The sequence below is a fragment of the Pirellulimonas nuda genome, assembly GCF_007750855.1.
GTDB lineage: Bacteria > Planctomycetota > Planctomycetia > Pirellulales > Lacipirellulaceae > Pirellulimonas > Pirellulimonas nuda.
This window is the reverse complement of sequence record NZ_CP036291.1, coordinates 6,526,192-6,545,937: the sequence shown is the minus strand read 5'-3', so window position 1 is coordinate 6,545,937 and position 19,746 is coordinate 6,526,192. Positions and strand designations below refer to the sequence as shown.

Here is a 19,746-nt window from a genome sequence, read left to right as displayed (position 1 = left end):
TCCCTGCGTCGCGCCTCCCGAGTGATTCGTAGGAACTCGTCAACTCCGTCGGGGTCATCCGACCACGAGCCGGCGGACGCGAGAATTCCTTCGCCCGTGCGAGGTTCTTGAGGAGGCCCTACTGATCGCACCGTCACCACCACGGCTTGCCCGTCTGGGAGTGCGCATGCCGCGTCGAGCTCAATCACTCGCCCGTGGACGATGCCGCTGAGGGTTTCTGGGATACTTGGCATAGCGACGCCTCCGTAGAATCTGTCCGGCCTCTTCCCCCCATAGTATAGCTGTTCGACCGGGTGGCATGGGGGTCTTGCAGCGACCGCCGAATTCTAGGAAATGCCCATCTCGGCGGGCGCCCGATCCCGGGCTTCACGCCAACGCTCTGCGTCCCTCGGCTCATACCGCTTCATCGCAAAGCTGCTTCGCACCAGCGCCCGGCCCTCGGCCACTCCCGCGAGGTCGCCCATGGCGATCGCCTGGACGATGATGTTGCCCAGCGCGGTCGCCTCGACCGGTCCGGCAAGTACGGTGCGTCCGCAGGCGTCGGCGGTGAGCTGACATAGCAGTTCGTTCTGAACGCCGCCGCCGATCAGTTGGATCGTTTCGATCCGCCGGCCGATGAGTTGCTCAAGGCACACGAGCACTTGCGAGCTGCGCAGCGCCATGCTCTCGAGCGCGCAGCGGATGGTCGCCCCCGGCGAGGCGGGGGCCGGTTGGCCGGTCTCGCGGCAGAACTCGGCGATCGCGGCCGGCATGTCGGTCGGGGCGCCGAAGCGGGGGTCGTCCGGGTTGACCAGCGAAACCAGCGGGGGCGCCTCGCTCGCCAGCCGGGCCAATTCGTCCCAGCCGTAGTCGCCGCCGGACTGGTTCCATACCCTTCGGCACTCCTGCGCCAGCCACAAGCCGGTGACGTTTTTGAGCAGCCGGGTCGTGCCGAATACGCCCGCCTCGTTGGTGAAGTTCCACTGGGCGACTTGGTCGTTGATGATGGGCCGAGGGACTTCAACCCCCATCAGCGACCAGGTGCCACAGTTCAGGTAGCACCAACTGGGCGCGGGATCACCGGTGGTTTCTCCCGGCGCAGCAACCACAGCAGAGGCCGTGTCATGCGTGCCGGGTGCGATTACCGGAAGCCGGTCCAGGCCGGTTTGCTCGGCGACCCAGGGGAGCAGCGTACCGAGCCGCGTCCCCCCCTCGACGATCCGACCGAACATCGTGTCTGGCAGCCCGAAACGGCTGATTAGGTCTCTCGACCACCCGCGTTCAATCGGGTCGAAAAGTTGCGTCGTTGAGGCGTTCGTTGCTTCGACGGCTTTGACGCCGCACAGCAGCCAGTGCATCAGGTCGGGGATGAGCAGCAGCGTCTGGGCCGACGCAAGCAGCGGCGAGCCGGAATCACGAGCGGCCAACAGTTGATAGAGGGTGTTGAGCTCCATGAACTGCAAGCCGGTCGCTGCGAAGATCTCGTCGCGAGAGACGGTGGCGAATGCCCGCTCCAAGCCCCCTCGGGTGCGGCCGTCGCGGTAGTGGTAGGGGTTGCCGAGGAGCTCGTCGTCGGCGCTCAGCAGGCCGTAATCGACGCCCCAAGAATCGACGCCGACGCTAGCAATCCGGTCGCCGTAACGTTGTGCCGCGAGCCGGAGCCCGTCCTGCACCTCGCGCCACAAGCCGGGGAAATCCCAATGGAGCCGGTTGCCGATCCGGACCGGTCCGTTCGGGAAACGGTGGATCTCGCGGAGCGCCAGCCGCTCGCCGTCGTACTTGCCGGCCAGCACGCGACCCCCCGAGGCGCCGAGGTCGATTCCCAGATAGACGCGCTGACTTGCCATGATCGAGCTGCTCAGAAAAGGGGACAATGGACGCCCTACAGCCTGAGAAACTGCGGAGCGATCGTCAAGTCGCCCTAAGTTGAGGGGCCTCAACGTTTTGCGTATGTTGTATCCGTCAGTTCGCAATTGCTTTCAGCTATCGGACTGAAGCAGGGGGGCCGCAAAAGTCGATCAATCCGAACGACCGAATCCTTTTAATGTTTACGTAGATTGGTAAGATTAGCCGAGCGGGCCGCGTCATGCAGCTACAATTCACTAGTTTCTCTGCCGAAATACCCATGCCAACGATGACGCAGCCGACCTTGCCCCCCGCTCTGCCGAGTATCCCCGGCAACAGCCCGTCCGCTAATGGCTCAGGCGGGCCAGAATCCAATCCAGGGGCCTTGGCCGCCACGCCGGAGCTGATGGAAGAGTTGGCCCAGGCCAGCCGGTTGTTGGAGGCGGCGACGCCCGAGGAGATCGTGGCGTGGGGGTCCGAGCGGTTCGGAGACAAGCTGACGATGGCCACGGCGTTTGGGCCCGAGGGCTGCTTGATCTTGTCGATCCTTGCCAGCGTCGCCCCGCAGACGCACGTCTTCAATCTCGATACCGGCTACCAGTTCCAGCAGACGCTCGACCTCCGCGACCGGATCGCCGCGAAGTATGGCATCGAGGTCGCCATGCTCCAACCGGAGCACACGGTCATCGAGTACGAGGAATTGCACGGCGGGCCTCTCTACAAGACAAATCCCGACCAGTGCTGCTTCGATCGCAAGGTGAAGGTCCTCCGCAAAGCGGTGGTTGGCTTCCAGGCCTGGATGAGCGGCATCCGCCGCGACCAGAGCGCGGACCGCGCAGTTCAGCCGGTGGTGGGCTGGGACAAGAAGTTCGGTTTGGTAAAGCTCAGCCCGCTCTCCAACTACACCAAGAAGGACGTTTGGAGGCGGCTCATCGCCGAAGGGGTTCCCTACAACCCACTGCACGACCAGGGCTATCCCAGCATCGGTTGCTGGCCATGCACGCGTGCGGTGCAGGGGGACGAGACAGACGAACGTGCCGGCCGCTGGAGCGGCAAGTCCAAAACGGAATGCGGGTTGCACTCATTGGAATCAGACGGCAGCGGCATCTAGGATAAGCGTTAGCTTACGCCGCCAACCCGAGACTACCCTGACGATGCAGCGACTCTCCGCGAAAGCCCAGTACGCTTGCCAAGCCATGCTCCAACTCGCGGCGGACGCTACCCTGGAGTGCCCCACAACCATCCGGCGTCTGGCCGACATCCAGCAGTTGCCGGAACGATTTCTGGTTCAGGTGCTCTCGGAGCTGAAACGCGCCGGTCTGGTCGCCAGCACCCGCGGCGCCGCCGGCGGCTACCGGCTGGCCCGCGACCGGGGCGACATTTCGTTGTGGGACGTGATCGTCGCGGTCGATGGCGAGGCGAAGCGCGAGGCGGCCCCGGGTCAGCCGCTGGCAGAGCTGCTCGAGGCCGAACTGGGAGAGGCCGAGCAGGCCTACCGTGAATGCCTCGAGTCCTCCTCGCTGGGGGCGTTGCTGGACAAGGCGACCCTGTCACCCATGTGGCATATCTAGCAAGCATGCATACCTTACGCGGGCTAGTACTCGCTCCGTTTGTCCTGCTCGTTTCGGCGCTGGCGGATCGACCCGCGCCCGCGTGCACGACGTTTTCTCTCCACTGCGGGGACGCGGCCTTCTTTGGCCGCAACTACGACTGGCACATCGAAACCGCCACGGTGCTGGTCAACCCGCGGGGGCTCGCTAAACGCGCCTTTGTGTTCGACCGCCCCGCGGAGTGGGTCAGCCGATATGGCAGCGTGACCTTCAACCAGTACGGACGCGAGTTCCCCTGCGACGGAATGAACGAGGCCGGGCTGGTGGTGGCGGTGATGTGGCTGCCAGAGACCCGGTACCCGAATCCCGACGACCGCCCCGCCGTGACGGCCGCCCAGTGGGTGCAGTACCAGCTCGACACCGCGAGCACCGTCGACGAGGTGCTCAAGAGCGATCGGCGGGTGCGTGTGTCCGGCTTCGGCGGGGTGCAGGTGCACTATTTGGTGGCCGACGCGCAGGGCGGCTGCGCCGCGATCGAGTTCCTGAACGGTCGCCGTGTGGTGCACACCGGCGCCGAGATGACCAGAACGCTCAGCAACACCCCCTACGCCGAGGCGGCCGCCCGGCTCTCGGCGCGGCGCGACGCGGGTCCGTCTTCGGACCGGAGCTCGCTTGCTCGTTTCGCCGCGGCCGCCGGCGCGGTTCGCGCTTGCAACGCGTCCAGCGCCGCCCCGAGTGTCGAAGGCGTATTCGACACGCTGGCCCGCGTGGCCCAGGGCGACTTTACGAAGTGGCAGATCGTCTACGCGCAGAGCGAACGCGTGGTCTATTTCCGCACGGACTCGGCGCCGGGGATCAAGTCTCTTGACCTGAGAACGCTCGACTTCACGCCGGCGGACTCGATCGTTGGCGTGTCGATTTCCACGGAACAAGCCGGCGACGCGGTCGGCCGGCTCAGCCGCTATTCGGCCGACGACAACCGTCTGCAGATCGACGAGTCTTTCGACCAGACCTTCTTTCTGAAGCCGCTGCCGGCCACGCTCCGCGAGCTGCTGATCGCCTACCCCCAGTCGATTCATCCCGCTCCGGCTAAATCCAACCCTCGGCCCGGTACCACTCGGCCGTCTGCTGGTACCGCTCGACAAGCGGAATAGGCGCCGCAAAGCCGAGCTGCTCGGCCGCTTTCTGGCTGCTGCAAACCCAGCCCGTGGCGCTCGCCTCGCGTAGCTTGTCCATGCTGAACAGCGTCGGCTTGCCCGTCAGCCAGCTCACGGCGTCGCCGGCTAGCGCAGGGATAAGGAACGGGTACTTTCGCCGGCAGATCACCAGCACGCGCCGCCCCTGCGCCGCGGAGGCCAACCGCCCCATCTCGGCGTACGAGCTAACAGCCGGATCGGCGGCATAGTAGACCCCCTGCCCCGCGGAGCCGTCCATCGCGGTGAGGCGTTCTCCTTGGTCCACGGCCCGGACCATCGCGTCGACCAGGTCGTCGACGTACACCAACGAAAGCGGCAGCCCCTTGAGATTGGGCACCAAGTGGATCGGGAACCGGCGTACCGCCAGGAACAACGTGAGCCCGTCGCGATCCCCCGGCCCGAAAACCACCGGCGGGCGGAGGATCGTGATCGGCGTCTCACCGGCCCAGCGGCGGACCGCCTGCTCGCCGGCCAACTTGCTTTTTCCGTACTGGGAAACGGGCCGGCAGGGGTCTGCCTCGCGATGGGCCGCCCCCTCGGGCGACGGCCCGGCGGCCGCCAGCGAGCTGACCATCAGCAGTACCGGCGGCGAGGCTTGTCGGGCGCAGGCCTCGGCCAGGGCGCCGGCGCCCGCTTCGTTCACGGCTAGAAAGTCCGCTAGCGTGCGGGCGTGCGTCAGCCCCGCTAGGTGGATGACCCGCTGGACCCCCTCGAGCGCCGCCGGGAGCGATTCGGGCCGGGTGACGTCCCCTGAAATCAGCCTGGCGCCCAGTGCTTCTAGCCGCTGGGTGCGTGATCGCCGGCGGACCAGGCAGGCCACGTCGTGCCCATCTGACCGTAGTCTTTCGACAAGACGCTGCCCAATAAACCCGCTGGCGCCGGTAACAAGAACCTGTTGCATAGCCACCACTCGTACACGCTATCGGTGCAGTTCTTTACCCCTCAAGGCCCCTATTCTCCCGGGCAGGGTCCACCGCCGGGCGGCGAGCGACTACACTCGCACCTTCTAGGTCCTGTCGCAAGACTTGGGCCGCCAGTCATTCCCATCACCCGTTCCCGCTGCCCCGAGGGCCGGATGTCGCAGGTAGAAGTCGTGCCGGTCGTCGGCTCTAAGCAGCAGAAACAGTTCCTGGCGCTCCCCTGGAAGATCAACGCGGGCGATCCGAACTGGGTCCCGCCGCTGCGCGCTAATCAGCGGCTGCTGGCGGGTTTCGGCGAACACCCCTTCTACAACGACGCCCAGACGCAGCAGTTCCTTGCGCTGCGGGGCGGCAAGCCCGTGGGCCGGATCTCGGCGATCATCAACCACGCCCACAACCGCACTCAGAAGGACAAGGTCGGCTTCTTCGGTTTTTTTGAGTCGGTCGACGACCCGGCGGTTTCGGGCGCCTTGTTCGACGCGGCCGGCGCCTGGCTCGCCGAGCGTGAGATGACCGTGATTCGCGGGCCGGCCAACCCCTCGCTCAACTACGAGTGGAGCATGCTGATCGACGGCTTCGACACGCCGCCGTTCTTCATGATGACCCATAACCCCCCCTACTACCCCGCCCTGGTCGAGGCGTCCGGGTTCGCCAAGGCGCAGGACCTGTTCGCCTTCTATGGCGAAGTCGCCATGCTGCAAGAGCTGAAGAAGGACACCAAGGTGATCCGGATCGACCAGCAGATCCGCGAACGCTTCGGCGTCACCGTCCGCGACATGGACCGCTCGCGTTTCCGTGAAGAAGTGGAGATGTTTCTCAGGATCTACAACGAAGCGATGTCGCAGACTTGGGGGCACGTGCCGCTCTCGAAGGCAGAGATCCACCACCTCGCCGCAGAACTCAAGCACCTGATCGTGCCGGAGCTTGCGATCGTGGCCGAGGTCGAAGGGGAGCCGGTGGGGGTGGTCTTTGCGCTGCTTGACTACAACACACGCATCAAGAAGATCGACGGTCGGCTCTACCCGTTCGGGTTCCTCCGGTTGCTGTACAACAAGCGGGCGATCAAGCGGATCCGGCTGGTGAGCACCAACGTGATCCCCAAGTACCAGAGCTGGGGCGTGGGGGTGACGCTGGCCTACGCGATGCTTGGCCCCTCGCTGAAGTTCGGCATCCGCGAGGCAGAGTTCTCCTGGGTGCTGGAATCGAACGACTTGTCGCGAAAATCACTCGAGAAAGGGGGCGCCCTCAAATACAAGAAGTACCGGGTGTACGACAAACCGCTTGCTTGATCGTTGGGAGACCGGCCGGCCCTGCAACCCGCGCAACCGGCAGGGGGGCGATGGTCGGCGGCGCGTGTGGTCGATAGGTGGGAACACCGCCGTTTCGTCTGGGTTCAGGAAGGTTGTCTCTGGCTCATGCGGCCGGGGGTCCCCAATCGCCGGCGCCCTCGTTGAGACGCCCCGCCCCTACAACTAGACTAATTTATTCGTCCCCCTACCGTTTCACTCGCCGCGAACGGACGGCACGCACTTGGAAGATGTTGTCATCACCGGACTGGGCCTCGTAACCCCCATCGGCGTCGGCCGCGATGAGGTCTGGGCCTCGCTGCGCGCGGGCCGCACCGGCATCCGCCACGCCCCTGCGCTAGCGGACGCCGGATGGCCAGCGCCGTTTGGCGGCACGATCGAGGGGTTCGACGCGAAGCAGTTCGTCACCCCGCGCAAGAGCCTGAAGGTGATGGCTCAGGAGATCCAGTTCGCGTTCGCCGCTGCCGAGCAGGCCTGGGCCGACGCGGGGCTCGAAGACGGTTCGGTGGAGCCAGAGCGCCTGGGCGTGGTCTGCGGCGCCGGGTTTCTGTTCAGCGACTTTGCCGAGATGGAGGCCCCCTACCGAGCCACGATCGGCGACGAGGGCTTCGAGTACGATCGCTGGGGCAAGAACGCGATGGGGGAGTTCTTCCCTCTGTGGATGCTGAAGTACCTGCCGAACATGTCTGCTTGCCACATCGGCATCCGGCGCGACGCCCGAGGGCCCAACAACACCATCCTCAGCGGCGAGGTCTCTAGCCTGCTGGCGCTGGGCGAGGCCGCGGCCGCGATACGCCGCGGCGTGGCCGATGTGATGATCACCGGCGGCAGCAGCAGCCGGCTGCACCTGGCCGACCTTGCCTGGCGGGGCATGCTCAACGCGTCGTGCAGCGACGCCGATCCGGCCAAGATCTGCCGTCCGTTCGACGCGGGTCGCTCCGGGCAGGTCTTCGGCGAGGGCGCCGCCATCCTGGTGCTCGAGAGCGCCAGCCACGCACGCCGCCGCGGTCGGGCGCCGCTGGCCCGTGTGCGGAGCGTCGCCAGCCGGTGCGAGGGCGCAGTCTACAACCGTCAACCGACCGGACGCGCAGTGGAGCAGGCCATCGGCGGAGCGCTCGAGTTGGCGGGCGCCAAGCCGAGCGACATCGGGCTCGTGAAGGCGCACGGGGTCAGCACGCGATTGGACGACATCGGCGAAGCCCGCGCCATCCGTTCCGTGCTGGGCGACGTGCCGGTAACCGCTCCCAAGAGCTTCCTGGGCAACATCGACGCCGCGGGGAGCGCGGTCGAGCTGGCGGTGACGCTGATCGGCGCCGCGAACGGGCGCATCCCCGCCACCCTGAACTACGAAACCCCCGACCCAGCCTGCCCTGTCAACGTGATGACCGAGCCGATCCCCGCCGACTTCGACACGTTCTTGGCCGTCAATTTCAACTCCTACGGCCAAGCGGCCGCCGCGGTGATCGACCTGGGCTAGCCGCGACCGTCTCCGTCCTACGGTCCATAGCAGAGGGGACCCGCCGCGCCGGCGTTCCTGCCTCCAACTGGGGTAAATTGCCTCTCGCGGCTTACACACGCCCCCAACGGCGATTAGAATCGGCACTCGCCGGCGCCCCTGGGCGTCTCGTCTCGCGCCGCTCCTGTTCCGACGGGCGGCCTTCGGTTGGAATACTCGGGGAAGTGAACTCACATGAGTCCGGTCGACATCGCCGTTTTCGTCCTATTCATCTTGGCGGTGCTCGCCGTCGGACTGCTCAAGAGCCGTGGAGGAAGCGGCAGCGAAGAGACGGGAGCGCAGGACTACTTCCTCGCCGGCCGTGGCTTGAGCTGGTGGCTGGTCGGCTTTTCGCTGATCGCCGCGAACATTAGCACCGAGCAATTCGTGGGCATGAGCGGCAACGCCGCAAGTCATGTGGGGCTCGCTATCGCCAGCTACGAGTGGCTTGCGGCCATCACGTTGGTGGTTGTTGCGTTCGGATTCCTCCCGTACTTTTTGCGGGCGGGCATCTACACCATGCCGGAGTTCCTGGAGTACCGGTACAACCCATTAGCGCGTTTCATCATGGCGGCCGCCACGGTGCTGATCTACGTGCTGTTGATCGCCGCGGTGACCTACTCCGGCGCGCTGACCGTGCAGACGCTCGGCTCACGATTCGGATCAGACATCGCCCTCTGGATGCCCGCCTTGTTCATCGCGGCGATCGCGATGATCTACGTCGTGACCGGCGGGCTTAAGGCCTCGGTCTGGGCCGACCTAGTGCAGGGTTCGGCGCTGATCTTGGGAGGGGCCATCATCATGTGGCTCGCCTTCGAGCGTTTGGGCGAGGTGGACGAAGCCGCAATGTTCGTCAGCACGACGTCGGGCGAAGTCGCCACGGTGCCGCTTGATCCAGAACAGGGATCTGTTGAGCGTTTCATGAAGCTCAATAACAAGCAACTCAATATGTTCCTGCCCATGGACGATCACGTTCTACCGTGGACAGCGCTGCTGCTGGGAGTGTGGATCCCCAACTTCTACTACTGGGGGCTGAACCAGTACATCACCCAACGCACGCTCGGCTCGTCCAGCCTGGCGGAGGGGCAACGCGGCATCGTATTCGCCGCGTACCTGAAGCTGGTGATCCCGTTCGTCGTTGTCATTCCCGGCATCATCGCGTTCAATCTCTTTAGCAACGACATGCGTCTCGAAGCACGCTGGGATTCGGCTGGAGCGCTCGCGCTCTACATGAAGGCCAACCCCGATACGCAGTTCGTCACTACTGTCGAGAACCCCGACACGGCCGCCATTGAGTCGCAGCAGGGCCCCGACTACGTGATCGCCCTCTACGAATCAAACGACGCCATCAAGGCAGAGAAGGCCGCCAGTCCGTGGGTGCTGCCGATGACCAACGCCGCCTACGCGGCGACCAAGCCTGCCGATTTCCAGGTGTTCAACTTCAAGGAAGACCGATCTTGGAGGTCCGTGAACCCGGCGCTAGCGGAGGAAGTCGAGGCCCACAACGAGCGCGTCACCGGCGCCGCCAATGAGGCAGGCAAGGGGGTGAGCAAGCAGGCCTTGGTCGCTTACAAGTACGACACGGCGCTCGGTCAATTACTAGCGATGCTGCCGCACAACGGGCTCTTCGGTTTCGTGATGGCGGCGCTGTTGGGCGCCGTGATTAGCTCACTGGCGGCGATGCTCAACGCCGCCGCGTCGATCTTTACGCTCGACCTGATGCACAAGCACGTGACGCCTGGGGCTTCGCAGAAGACGCTGGTCACTATCGGCAGAGTGACAGTGGTCTTGCTCGCCGCCTCTGCGGTGTGGCTCACTCCCAAATTGAGCGACCCGAACCTCTCCAACTCAATCTTCACCATCATCCAGGGAGGGCAGGGGCTCGTCTCGCCGGGGATCCTCTCCGTCTTCGTTTTCGGCCTGCTCGTCCGTCGCGCCCCGCGAATCTGCGGCGCCGCGGGACTGATCACCAACATGATCTGCTACGGCGGCCTGTGGTACTTGGCCGCCAACACCCAGGTGTTCCGCGACGTGCCGTTTATGAACAACTTCCTCAATTGGATGGCCATCTCCTTTGGCGCCTGTCTGCTAGTGCTCACAGGCCTGACGCTTGTCGCGCCGCTCAAGGAGCCGGTGACGTTCGAAGCCAAGTCGGACATCAACGTCGAAGGCTCACGCGGGGCTTTTGTGATGGGCCTGTTGGGTATACTCCTTACGATAGTCCTCTACGTCGTCTTCAGCCCGCTTGTGATAGCGAAAGGGTAGCGGAAAGAGCGTGTCCACTAGCCAATCGCCCCAAGTCGGCGTCATCATGGGCTCTCAGAGCGACTGGCCCACCATGCGCGAGGCGGTCGAAGCGATCGAGCAGTTTGGCGTGTCGTGCGAGGCGCGTGTCGTCTCTGCCCACCGCACGCCGGAGTGGATGGTCGAGTACGCCAAGAGCGCCGAGTCGCGCGGCCTCAAGGTGATCGTCGCGGGCGCCGGGGGCGCCGCCCACCTGCCTGGCATGGTCGCTTCGCTCACCACCCTGCCGGTGCTGGGCGTTCCGGTGCAGAGCAAGACGCTGTCGGGGCTCGATTCGCTGCTCTCGATCGCCCAGATGCCCGGCGGCGTGCCGGTTGGCACGCTCGCGATCGGCGCCGCGGGGGCGAAGAACGCCGGCCTGTTGGCCGTGCGCATCTTGGCGATCGAACAACCCGAGCTCCGCGCCGCCCTACGGGCGTTTCAAGACGATCAACGAGACGCGGTGCTCGACCAAGAGCTGGGAGAGTAGTTCGAGCTATCGCTCGAGACGCACCCAAGCCGCTTGACCGAATGCCGATCGCGAATCCAGCCATGCCCCACACTTCTACGCTCGGCGTCTTTGGCGGCGGTCAGCTAGGGCGGATGTTCTGCCAGGCCGCCTCGGCGTTGGGCTACCAGACGCACGTCTTTGCCCCCGAGGCGGGCTGCCCCGCCAGCCAGGTGGCCGACTCCCACACGCAGGCCGATTACCACGACTTTGCCGAGGTCGAGGCGTTCGCCCGCTCGGTCGCGGCCGCCACGCTCGAGTTTGAGAACGTGCCGGTCGCGACGGTCGAAGCCGCCGGCCGGCACTGCCCGGTCCGCCCCAGCGGCGAAGCGCTCTTCACGGTGCAGAACCGTGGGAGAGAGAAGCGTTTCTTGATCGGCGTGGGGGTTGAGTGCGCGCCCTTCGCGATGGTCCGCAGCAACGACGAGCTTCAGGCTGCCATCGCCCAGATCGGGGCCCCGGCCGTCCTCAAGACCACTCAGTTCGGCTACGACGGCAAGGGGCAGACGATGGTCCGCGACGCCTCGCAGGCCTCCGACGCCTGGGCCTACTTGGGCAGGCACAAGTGCGTACTCGAAGGATTCGTGTCGTTCCGGCGCGAACTCTCGGTAGTCGTCGCCCGCGACAGCCAAGGCGCAACAAGCGTGTGCGGACCGATCGAGAACGAGCACGCCAACCACATCCTAGACCTGTCGGTCTACCCGGCGTCTTGTTCGCCAGCGACCGCCGCCGAGGCGCGGCGGGTCGCGGTGCGGGTCGCCCACGAGCTCGACGTGGTCGGCGTCATGTGCGTTGAGTTCTTCGAGACCGAGGATGGCCGGGTTCTCGTGAACGAGGTGGCCCCACGCCCCCACAACTCGGGGCACCTGACGATCGAGGCGAGCCCCGCGTCGCAGTTCGAGCAGCAGGCACGCACGCTCGCCGGGCTGCCGCTGGGGGACTTCACGCCGCGTGGACCCGCGGCGATGGCGAACCTGCTAGGGGACTTGTGGAGCGAGGGCGAACCGAACTGGGACCGCGCGACCGCACTCGGCGCCACGGTCCACCTGTACGGAAAGACCAATCCCAAGCCCGGGCGGAAGATGGGACACCTCACGGTGCAGGCTGGCAGCCCGGAGGAGGCTCGCACGCAGGCGATCGCGGCGCGTAGCAGCCTGCACTCCGCGTAACTAGCGCCAATCGCGGGAGGACCCAGTGCGGGAGGACCCAGTGCGGGTGGACCCAGTGCGGGTGGACCCAGTGCGGGTGGACCGAGCGCCGTAGCTGAGGCCCCTACTTTGGCGCGAACGTCACCACGATCCGGCGACCCTGCATCGAGGCGTTCTGCTCGACCTTGGCCACTTCCGTCAGCTCCGCTACGACGCGCTCCACCAGCTTGAAGCCCTCGTCGACGTGGGCGTTCTCGCGACCGCGGAAGATCACGGAGAAGACCACCTTGTCTTTCTCTTTGAGGAACTTCTTGGCGCGGTTCACCTTGGTCATCAGGTCGGCTTCGCCGATCTTCGGCCGCAGGCGGACCTCTTTGTTCTTGCTCTGGTGGGCGTGGCCCTTGTGCTGCCGCTTCTTCTGCTGGTACTTGAACTTGCCGAAGTCCATGATCTTGCAGACCGGCGGCTTGTCGTTGGGAGCGACTTCCACCAGGTCGAGACCCGCGGCGCGGGCCCGCGTCAGGGCGTCCTCGGTCGGGATGATGCCGAGCTGTTCGCCGGTTTCAGAAACGACGCGGATCGGAGAGACGCGGATCAGTTCGTTGATCCGCGGTTGGTTTTTGCTAACCGCGTTGCGGTCGCTAGGACGAAGTCGGGACAAGCTATCTCCAGCTACTTGGTGTTTGGCAATGCATATTGGGGCCGTGGTCGATGAGCCGGCCGAGCATTCCCAGGGGAATCAACCTCAAAAGTATTGGCCACAATGGAGGTCCGCGTCAACTCCGTAGCCCAATTAATCGGCCCGATTGCGATAATTGGCGCCGTCTAATTCGGACCCGATGCTGGCCCGCGGTCCGCTAGCGTCGGTGGGCGTGCTCGTTCGTTCGGGCCCTCTCCCGGCCTGAGGCGGCCGCCAAACCGGCGCCGACGATCAGGGCCCCGCCCCCCCAGAAGAGCAGGTCCGCCGGCGACCAGCCGCCGCTTCGAGCCGCGTCTAGTTCGCCCCGCAGTGTGTCGTACCGGGCTTGCGCCAGGGCGAGTTTTTCGCGAGACTCGGCCGAATCCGGGGCAAATGCCAGCCTGTGCAGCTCGCCAGCCGCCTGTTGGTACTCGACGGCCCGCTCGTTCGTCCACGCCGCGGCGCCCCCGGAACCGGACTGCGCAAGCGACGCCGCCATGGCCCCAGCGCCCAGCGTCAGCAGCACGAGGGCCGCTAGAGTTTGGGGACGCGGTAGGGGCATGCTTTCGTGGATGAAGGGCGTTGAGGGGTATCGCTGGAGTCGCTGAACCCGTCGTTGATGCTGATCAGGTACGCCATCAGGAAGGCGTCGATATCATCGGTCAGCAGCCGGACACTCCCGTCGAGCGCCGCGGCGTTCACTCCTGCGGGGTGTTGGCTGCGGGGCGCTGCAGAAAGAAATCCTGCCGAGGTTCCCCAGCAGGGCATCCCGGCGAGCTGCGCGTCGGCCGGTTCTGGGCACTCGCGGATCACGTCCTGATTCGGGCCCAGGGTGTTGGGGCGTTGTGTTTGATCGGCGATGGTGCCAGACCCGTACGGGCCGCCAAACGGCACGTAGGGGTAGCAAGTAGCGTCTGGGTGCATGTCGAAGGCCAGCAGGCTGGCGCCGGCGGACGGCAGTGCCCAGGCGCCTCGTTCGTCAAACGCGTGATCGCGTGTTCGGACCTCGCTGAACGCCAGCGTGTGGCTTATGCCGTCGGTCACTTTGCGGAGCGGCTGGCCCCGCCCGATGATCGCCCCCGGCGCAAGCAACTGGGTTTCTACGTGGAAGGGGCTGCAGAACGCGGCAAAGTTTCCCTTGGCCAGCGGGCGGCCAAGCGTGTGCGTCGGGTGCTGAAAGGGGGCGGGATCGCCGAAGTCGCTCGGACAAACGAGCATCGGCAGGCGGGTCGCCTGCGGATCGCCGGGCTGCAGAAATAAGGGTGCGTCCAGGTCGAAGCGGTCGAACAGCGGCTGCTCTTCTAAATAGGGCAACAGGGTTACCCCCCAGCCGATCTGCCGCCCCTGCTTCGGCATAAACACATCGAAGTCCAGCGCGCCAGACGACGGAAACGCGGTCCCGGAGTCGTACTCAACATCGCCGGCCGAAGGGAGCTGACCCTGAGCGCTCTCGTAGTTGCTGCTAGCGATAGCGAGCTGCCGGAGTCGGCTCTTGCATTGAACGTTGCGCGCCGCTTCACGCGCCTGCTGCACTGCGGGCAACAGCAGGGCGATCAGGATGCCAACAATCGCGATCGCGGTAAGCAGCTCTACCAGCGTGAACGCATTGGTTGCCGCCAATCCGTACTGGCGGCGCCTGCGAGGAGTGGAGCTCGAGAAAAACAAGAGAAAACCTTGAATAGCCGTCAGGTTATCGCATCTGCGGGGGATCACTATTACAATACCGCGCCGCAGCGGGCGTTGGAATCGATTGGCGCCCCCCGCTGTACGAATCAAACTCCCCTCCCCCGCCAATTCCATGGAGCCCCACATGCTTTGCCAATCCCGAACGATGTGCGCCCTAGCGCTGACGCTGCTCGCTGTCCAACCAACCCTGGGGCAGGACGACCTGCCGGCCCAACCCGCTGCCGAAGCAGTCGCCCCGGTTAGCGCCAAGGAGATGAGCTACGCCCTGGGGCTAAACTTCGCGACCGAAGTTCGCAGCACGCCGGTGCAGCTAGACCAGCAGGCCCTGTTGGCCGGCGTCACGGACGGACTCCAAGAGAACGGCAAGCCGCAGATGACGCAGGAGCGTATGCAGCAGTGCATGATGGCCCTTTCGCAGCTGTTTGAGCGTCAGGCCCGCCAGCAGATGGCCGAAGCCGCGGGAAGCAACGAGAAAGAAGGAGCCGCGTTCCTGGCGGCGTTCGCCAAGCAAGAGGGGGTGCAGACCACGCCCAGCGGGTTGATGTACCGCGTGATTAAGCCCGGGACGGGCGCTTCACCTACGGCCAGCAGCGTCGTTGAATGCCACTACGAAGGAAAGCTGATCGATGGAACCGTTTTCGACAGCTCCTTCGAGCGGGGCGAGCCGGCCCAGTTCCCTGTGGGCCGCGTGATCCCAGGATGGACCGAAGCGCTGCAAAAGATGAAAGCCGGAGCCGAGTGGGAAGTCGTGCTCCCCAGCAAGATTGCCTACGGGGCGGAAGGGACGCCGGGCGGTCCGATCGGGCCGAACCAGGTGCTAATCTTCCGGATTGAACTGCTCCGGGTCGTCCGCTGATCCGGGGATGACCTAAGTTTTCCGCGTGAGCACGCCTCAAGTACCCGTGAAACGAACTACGCGGCCTGTCCGGTGCAGACCCCGGAAAGATCGGGAGATTTCCCTGTTTGTGGCCGCAATTTGCTGGCCTGGGCTGGATGGGTAGTCTATCCTGCCTCGGTTGAGCCACGCCTCGCTAGTTTTACTGCGACTGTCCGCATTTGTACGCGGGGAAACTACGGACACTTGACGTTACCCGCAGCGGGGCTAAACTCATCCCGAATAGCGCGACCGGTACAGGCTTCTCTGAATGCCAGGGGTGCCCATCTTGCTTAAAGTGAACTTCCTTTCTCTCTTTTTTTCTTCGATGGAGGACATCGTGATGCGTCAGGTATTTGGACTGCTGTCAGCGTGTGTGCTGGCGGTAACGGCCGGCAACGCCTGGGCGTGCGGGGGCTGCGGCTCGCCGTGCGGCGGGGGTTGTAGCGAGCCCTGTTGTGCACAAGCGACCAGCGATTGTGGCTGTGGCGCCGCCACCAGCGATTGCGGGTGCGGCTCGGCCGCCAGCGATTGCGGCGGTGGTTGTGGCTCCGCCACGAGCGACTGTGGCGCAACCACGGTGATGAAGACGGTAATGACGCCGACGTACGTGACCGAAATGCGTACGGTCACCAGCACGGAGTACACGAACGAGACGCGTGAGCGTGAGTACACGGTGATGAAGCGCGTCCCGCGCACGGAAGAGAAGACCTCGACCTACACGGTTATGGTCCCGACCACGCAGACCAAGACGGTCGAGTACACGGTGATGAAGCAGGTCCCCGAGACCCGCACGCAAGAGTACACCGTGATGGTGCCCTACACCGAGGCGGTTGAGCAGAACTACACCGTGATGAAGCAGGTCTCCGAAGAGAAGACCTCCGACTACACCGTGATGGTCCCGACCACCGAAGAGAAGACGCAAGAGTACACCGTGATGACCCCGACGTACGAGGACAAGACCGAGACCTACACGGTCAGCGTCCCCGTCTACGAGGATCAAGAGCAGACCTACACCGTGCAGGTCCCCCACACCGAGCAGGTTGAGGCGACCCGGACCGTGACGAAGCGCGTCCCCGTCACCACCATGAAGACGGTCACCGTCAACAGCGGCCACTGGGAAACCCAGATGGTTGAGGTTGCTGCCGGCGGCGGCTGTGGTTCGGCGGCCGGCGGTTGCGGCGGCTGCGGTGGTTGTGGTGACTGCGGCGGTTGCACCAAGACCGTTTGCCAGCGCGTTTGGGTTGGCGGTTGTGAGACCAAGGAAGTTCCTTGCACGACCTACCAGTGCGTTACCGAAGAGGTGCCCTACACCTACTCGGTCACCAAGTGCAGCACGGAAGAGCGGACCCGCACCGTGAAGGTCTGCAAGATGACCACCGAAGAGCGGACCCGTACGTTCAAGGTGTGCAAGATGGTCCCCGAGACCAAGACCCGCACCTACACGGTCACCAAGTGCGTGCCCGAGACCCGGACCCGCACCTACACGGTCACCAAGTGCGTGCCGACCACCGAGACCCGCACCGTGAACGTCACCAAGTGCAAGCCGGAGACCCGCACCCGCGAGTACACCGTCATGACTTGCGTGCCGGAGAAGATGAGCAAGGAAGTCAACTACTGCGTGATGGTCCCCGAGGAGAAGACTCGCACCTACACCGTCACCAGCTACGACTGCGTTCCTGAGACCAAGACCCAAACGTACACCGTCTGCGTCCCGCACACGGTGACCAAGGAAGTCCCGGTCCAGGTCTGCAAGATGGTCGCCAGCCAGGTGGAAGTCGCCGTTGGCGGCTGTGGCGCCAGCACCTCGGGTTGTGGTGGTTGCGGTTCCAGCGCCCCGGCGCCGTGCGGCTGCAACTGAGGCTTAGGCTTCTAGAACGCTGAACTACGACGGGCCGGGCTCTTTCGGGAGCCCGGCCCGATTTTTTTGCGCCGTGCCGTTTGGTGCTAGCGGGGTCCATTGCGGTGTTGGCGGATTGTCGGGACGTTTGCTACAAGCCATGGGCGCGAGGGGACGCTGCGCCCCTCCACACTTCATCCCTGTCGGCCGTACTTATGCCCTGGCGCCAACATCTCGTCTCGCACATCGCACTGGTGGCGTTGTTGAGTTGTCGCCTCCCGCTGATGGCCCAACAGCCGGACCCGGAGCTGCCCCCGCCCCCGTACCCATCCACCGGGGTGGAATTCAGCGACCCGGTCGCCCTCGGTGCGTACATCGAGCCGATCGAGGCGCCCCCGCCAGAATCTGAGGTAGCTGCCGAAGAAGCGGTCCTCAAAGAAGAGCTCGAGCCCGAGGCCGAGCCTCAGCCCCAGTGGTACAACGTTGCTTATTGGTTCGGACCGACGCCGTGGGACACCGCCGTTGAGCTGGGCCTGAACGGTTCGAGTGGCACAAGCGACACGCTCAGCATGCGGGTAGGCGGCTATGTCAAACGGAAGACCGAGCGCCACAAACTCGACATCAGCCTGTACCACAACCAGACCCAATCAAACGGGATCGAGACGCAGAACAACGCCCTGCTCGACGCCCGCCACGACTGGCTGTTCGCCAAGTCGCCCTGGTCCATCTACATCCTTTCCCAGGTCTTCCACGACGAGTTTCAGACGTACGACCTGAACGTGAACGTCAACTCCGGTATCGGCTACCAGTTCATCGACGAGGATTTCTTCAAGCTCGCGTGCCGGATCGGTAACGGCGCCTCGCGTGAGTTCGGCGGCAAGAAAGACGCGTGGGTGCCCGAAGCGCAGGCGGGCCTCGACTTTCAGCAGAAGATTTCCGACACCCAGAAATTCTACGGCAAGATCGACTACTTCCCGGAGTGGGAAGACTTTGGCCGGTACCGTATGCTCACCGACCTTGGATTCGAGGTTCAGCTCTCGGTGCCCTCAAGAGTGAGCCTCAAGCTCTCCGCCAACGACCGGTACGACAGCGAACCGGACGGCGCCAAGCCGCACAACACCAACTACTCGGCGCTGATGATCTGGCGGCTATAGGGCCGATTGTCCGTCACTCGATCCATCCTCCCCCCAGCACGCGGTCGCCTCCGTAGCAGACCACGGCTTGACCCGGCGCGACGCCAAACTGCGGCTGGTCGAACACCGCTTGCAGACGGTCGCCTTCGAGGCGGGTCACTACGGCGCCGGCGGGCGGCGCGTTGTACCGGATCTGGGCCAAGCCCTTCAGCGGCTCGCCGATCGGCGTATCCACCAGCCAGTTGCAGCGGGCCGCCGTCAGCTCGCTGCGCATCAGCTCGTCGCGGCTCCCCAGCACGACGCGGTTCGACTGGGGCTCGATCCGCACGACAAACTGCCGCTCGCCCAGCGCCACGCCGAGCCCCTTGCGTTGCCCCACGGTAAACCCAGCGACCCCCGCGTGCCGGCCGAGCACCTCGCCTGAAGTCGATACTAGCTCGCCCGCTTCGGCGCCCTCGGGCCGGCGGTGCTTGACCAGCGCATCGTACCGGCCGCTGGTGACAAAGCAGATCTCTTGGCTGTCCTTCTTCGTCGCGACATTCAGGCCCACCGCCGCGGCCATCCGGCGGATCGCGGGCTTCTCGAACCCACCCACGGGCAGCAGCATCCGTGGCAGCAGTCCGCGGTCGATGCCGAACAGCACATACGACTGGTCCTTGCCGGCATCGACGCCGCGCAGCAGTTCGGCTCCATCTTCGCCAGCGCGCAAACGGGCGTAGTGCCCGGTCGCCACGTACTGGGCCCCAACCGCGTCTGCGTAGTCAAACAGCTTGCCGAACTTGATCCAGTTGTTGCACTGGACGCACGGGTTGGGGGTTCGGCCGCGGGCGTACTCGTCCGCGAAGTAGTCGATGATCCGCCCGAACTCGGCCTGCAGGTCGATCGCGTAGAACGGGATCGCGAGCCGGTCGGCCACCCGGCGGGCGTCTTCTGCGTCGCTGGCGGTGCAGCAGCCCTGCTTGTGGTCGAGCCTCCCCGCCCCCCCCTGACCGATGATCGGCAGGAGCGTCTTCGCCGATGCTGGCTCCAGGTCGCACGCCGCGGGCGACTTCTCGCCGTGGCGCATGAACACCCCCACCACGTCGTGCCCCTGCTCCAGCAGCAGGTGGGCAGCAACGCTGGAGTCAACCCCGCCAGACATAGCCAAAACGACACGCGCCATCTATCCAGTTTACGGACGAAACCGCAAAGACGCCACGAGCGCCAAGCACGCCACGACGGGACTGACGGACGTTGAAACCGCCAAGACCGCCAAGAAACGCCAAGAAGGACGATAGAATCGGACCGGATCGACTGGATGGGC

18 protein-coding genes are annotated in these 19,746 nt (G+C 64.9%); 11 read left to right on the top strand and 7 right to left on the bottom strand.

Going from position 1 to position 19,746, the window contains the following annotated elements:
* Nucleotides 1-326 precede the first annotated feature (326 nt).
* Nucleotides 327-1,826 (bottom strand): rhamnulokinase, encoded by a 1,500-nt coding sequence (locus tag Pla175_RS25420; protein ID WP_145291881.1) that lies wholly within the window; start codon nt 1,824-1,826, stop codon nt 327-329.
* Between the two features lie 287 nt (nt 1,827-2,113).
* Here Pla175_RS25420 and Pla175_RS25415 point away from each other — a divergent pair, with 287 nt between their 5' ends.
* The 3 genes from Pla175_RS25415 to Pla175_RS25405 are packed head-to-tail and all read left to right on the top strand — an operon-like array spanning nt 2,114 to nt 4,528.
* Complete coding sequence (locus tag Pla175_RS25415; protein ID WP_145291880.1) at nt 2,114-2,935, top strand: phosphoadenylyl-sulfate reductase; 822 nt, start codon at nt 2,114-2,116, stop codon at nt 2,933-2,935.
* 43 nt (nt 2,936-2,978) lie between these two features.
* Entirely contained in the window at nt 2,979-3,395 is a 417-nt protein-coding gene (locus Pla175_RS25410; RefSeq protein ID WP_145291879.1) for an RrF2 family transcriptional regulator, read from the top strand.
* Between the two features lie 5 nt (nt 3,396-3,400).
* The gene (locus Pla175_RS25405; RefSeq protein WP_197527153.1) at nt 3,401-4,528 is read left to right on the top strand and encodes a linear amide C-N hydrolase; all 1,128 of its coding nucleotides are present in this window, start codon (nt 3,401-3,403) and stop codon (nt 4,526-4,528) included.
* On the opposite strand, the gene Pla175_RS25400 is transcribed toward Pla175_RS25405, so the two are convergent.
* Nucleotides 4,464-5,471, bottom strand: coding sequence for an NAD-dependent epimerase/dehydratase family protein (locus tag Pla175_RS25400; protein WP_145291877.1), 1,008 nt, complete (start codon nt 5,469-5,471; stop codon nt 4,464-4,466). The two genes, Pla175_RS25405 and Pla175_RS25400, sit on opposite strands and share 65 nt — an antisense overlap.
* 174 nt (nt 5,472-5,645) lie before the next feature.
* Between Pla175_RS25400 and Pla175_RS25395 the strand changes: the two genes are divergently transcribed.
* The 5 genes from Pla175_RS25395 (at nt 5,646) to Pla175_RS25375 (ending at nt 12,252) form a co-directional block, all read left to right on the top strand.
* Complete coding sequence (locus tag Pla175_RS25395; RefSeq protein ID WP_145291876.1) at nt 5,646-6,779, top strand: N-acetyltransferase; 1,134 nt, start codon at nt 5,646-5,648, stop codon at nt 6,777-6,779.
* A gap of 241 nt (nt 6,780-7,020) precedes the next feature.
* Nucleotides 7,021-8,274, top strand: coding sequence for a beta-ketoacyl-[acyl-carrier-protein] synthase family protein (locus Pla175_RS25390; RefSeq protein ID WP_145291875.1), 1,254 nt, complete (start codon nt 7,021-7,023; stop codon nt 8,272-8,274).
* Between the two features lie 213 nt (nt 8,275-8,487).
* Nucleotides 8,488-10,557 carry an SLC5 family protein gene (locus tag Pla175_RS25385; RefSeq protein ID WP_145291874.1) on the top strand — a complete coding sequence of 690 codons (2,070 nt, stop codon included), beginning with the start codon at nt 8,488-8,490 and terminating at the stop codon, nt 10,555-10,557.
* A 10-nt stretch (nt 10,558-10,567) separates the two neighbouring features.
* On the top strand, nt 10,568-11,065 hold the full coding sequence (gene purE, locus Pla175_RS25380) for a 5-(carboxyamino)imidazole ribonucleotide mutase (protein WP_145291873.1): 498 nt from the start codon (nt 10,568-10,570) through the stop codon (nt 11,063-11,065).
* A 62-nt stretch (nt 11,066-11,127) separates the two neighbouring features.
* Nucleotides 11,128-12,252 carry a 5-(carboxyamino)imidazole ribonucleotide synthase gene (locus Pla175_RS25375; protein WP_231954074.1) on the top strand — a complete coding sequence of 375 codons (1,125 nt, stop codon included), beginning with the start codon at nt 11,128-11,130 and terminating at the stop codon, nt 12,250-12,252.
* 103 nt (nt 12,253-12,355) lie between these two features.
* Here Pla175_RS25375 and infC read toward each other — a convergent pair whose 3' ends face one another.
* From infC to Pla175_RS25360, 3 genes are all read right to left on the bottom strand, one after another.
* Complete coding sequence (gene infC / locus Pla175_RS25370) at nt 12,356-12,892, bottom strand: translation initiation factor IF-3 (protein WP_145291872.1); 537 nt, start codon at nt 12,890-12,892, stop codon at nt 12,356-12,358.
* A 196-nt stretch (nt 12,893-13,088) separates the two neighbouring features.
* Entirely contained in the window at nt 13,089-13,472 is a 384-nt protein-coding gene (locus tag Pla175_RS25365) for a hypothetical protein (RefSeq protein ID WP_145291871.1), read from the bottom strand.
* Nucleotides 13,445-14,530, bottom strand: a complete 1,086-nt coding sequence (locus Pla175_RS25360; RefSeq protein WP_197527152.1) for a DUF1559 family PulG-like putative transporter — start codon at nt 14,528-14,530, stop codon at nt 13,445-13,447. The genes Pla175_RS25365 and Pla175_RS25360 overlap by 28 nt, the downstream gene beginning before the upstream one ends.
* Nucleotides 14,531-14,720: 190 nt before the next feature.
* Between Pla175_RS25360 and Pla175_RS25355 the strand changes: the two genes are divergently transcribed.
* Nucleotides 14,721-15,452, top strand: coding sequence for an FKBP-type peptidyl-prolyl cis-trans isomerase (locus Pla175_RS25355; RefSeq protein WP_231954073.1), 732 nt, complete (start codon nt 14,721-14,723; stop codon nt 15,450-15,452).
* 366 nt (nt 15,453-15,818) lie between these two features.
* Here the strand turns inward: Pla175_RS25355 and Pla175_RS26380 are convergent, their stop codons facing one another.
* The gene (locus Pla175_RS26380; protein ID WP_197527542.1) at nt 15,819-16,103 is read right to left on the bottom strand and encodes a hypothetical protein; all 285 of its coding nucleotides are present in this window, start codon (nt 16,101-16,103) and stop codon (nt 15,819-15,821) included.
* On the opposite strand from Pla175_RS26380, the gene Pla175_RS25350 reads away from it, so the two are divergent.
* Nucleotides 16,090-17,331, top strand: coding sequence for a hypothetical protein (locus tag Pla175_RS25350; RefSeq protein WP_231954072.1), 1,242 nt, complete (start codon nt 16,090-16,092; stop codon nt 17,329-17,331). The genes Pla175_RS26380 and Pla175_RS25350 overlap by 14 nt on opposite strands.
* A gap of 194 nt (nt 17,332-17,525) precedes the next feature.
* Nucleotides 17,526-18,464: a DUF481 domain-containing protein gene (locus Pla175_RS25345; RefSeq protein WP_145291869.1), complete on the top strand. Its 939-nt coding sequence runs from the start codon at nt 17,526-17,528 to the stop codon at nt 18,462-18,464.
* Nucleotides 18,465-18,477: 13 nt separating this feature from the next.
* On the opposite strand, the gene mnmA is transcribed toward Pla175_RS25345, so the two are convergent.
* A complete protein-coding gene (gene mnmA, locus Pla175_RS25340) occupies nt 18,478-19,605 on the bottom strand; it encodes a tRNA 2-thiouridine(34) synthase MnmA (protein ID WP_145291868.1) in 1,128 nt (375 codons plus the stop codon).
* Nucleotides 19,606-19,746: the final 141 nt, after the last annotated feature.

Bases quoted from the DNA above. Each gene is read 5' to 3' on its own strand.
- Pla175_RS25420 (WP_145291881.1), bottom strand. From the start codon at position 1,826: ATGGCAAGTCAGCGCGTCTATCTGGGAATCGACCTCGGCGCCTCGGGG.
- Pla175_RS25415 (WP_145291880.1), top strand. From the start codon at position 2,114: ATGACGCAGCCGACCTTGCCCCCCGCTCTGCCGAGTATCCCCGGCAAC.
- Pla175_RS25410 (WP_145291879.1), top strand. From the start codon at position 2,979: ATGCAGCGACTCTCCGCGAAAGCCCAGTACGCTTGCCAAGCCATGCTC.
- Pla175_RS25405 (WP_197527153.1), top strand. From the start codon at position 3,401: ATGCATACCTTACGCGGGCTAGTACTCGCTCCGTTTGTCCTGCTCGTT.
- Pla175_RS25400 (WP_145291877.1), bottom strand. From the start codon at position 5,471: ATGCAACAGGTTCTTGTTACCGGCGCCAGCGGGTTTATTGGGCAGCGT.
- Pla175_RS25395 (WP_145291876.1), top strand. From the start codon at position 5,646: ATGTCGCAGGTAGAAGTCGTGCCGGTCGTCGGCTCTAAGCAGCAGAAA.
- Pla175_RS25385 (WP_145291874.1), top strand. From the start codon at position 8,488: ATGAGTCCGGTCGACATCGCCGTTTTCGTCCTATTCATCTTGGCGGTG.
- Pla175_RS25375 (WP_231954074.1), top strand. From the start codon at position 11,128: ATGCCCCACACTTCTACGCTCGGCGTCTTTGGCGGCGGTCAGCTAGGG.
- Pla175_RS25365 (WP_145291871.1), bottom strand. From the start codon at position 13,472: ATGCCCCTACCGCGTCCCCAAACTCTAGCGGCCCTCGTGCTGCTGACG.
- Pla175_RS25355 (WP_231954073.1), top strand. From the start codon at position 14,721: ATGCTTTGCCAATCCCGAACGATGTGCGCCCTAGCGCTGACGCTGCTC.
- Pla175_RS25350 (WP_231954072.1), top strand. From the start codon at position 16,090: ATGCGTACGGTCACCAGCACGGAGTACACGAACGAGACGCGTGAGCGT.
- Pla175_RS25345 (WP_145291869.1), top strand. From the start codon at position 17,526: ATGCCCTGGCGCCAACATCTCGTCTCGCACATCGCACTGGTGGCGTTG.
- mnmA (WP_145291868.1), bottom strand. From the start codon at position 19,605: ATGGCGCGTGTCGTTTTGGCTATGTCTGGCGGGGTTGACTCCAGCGTT.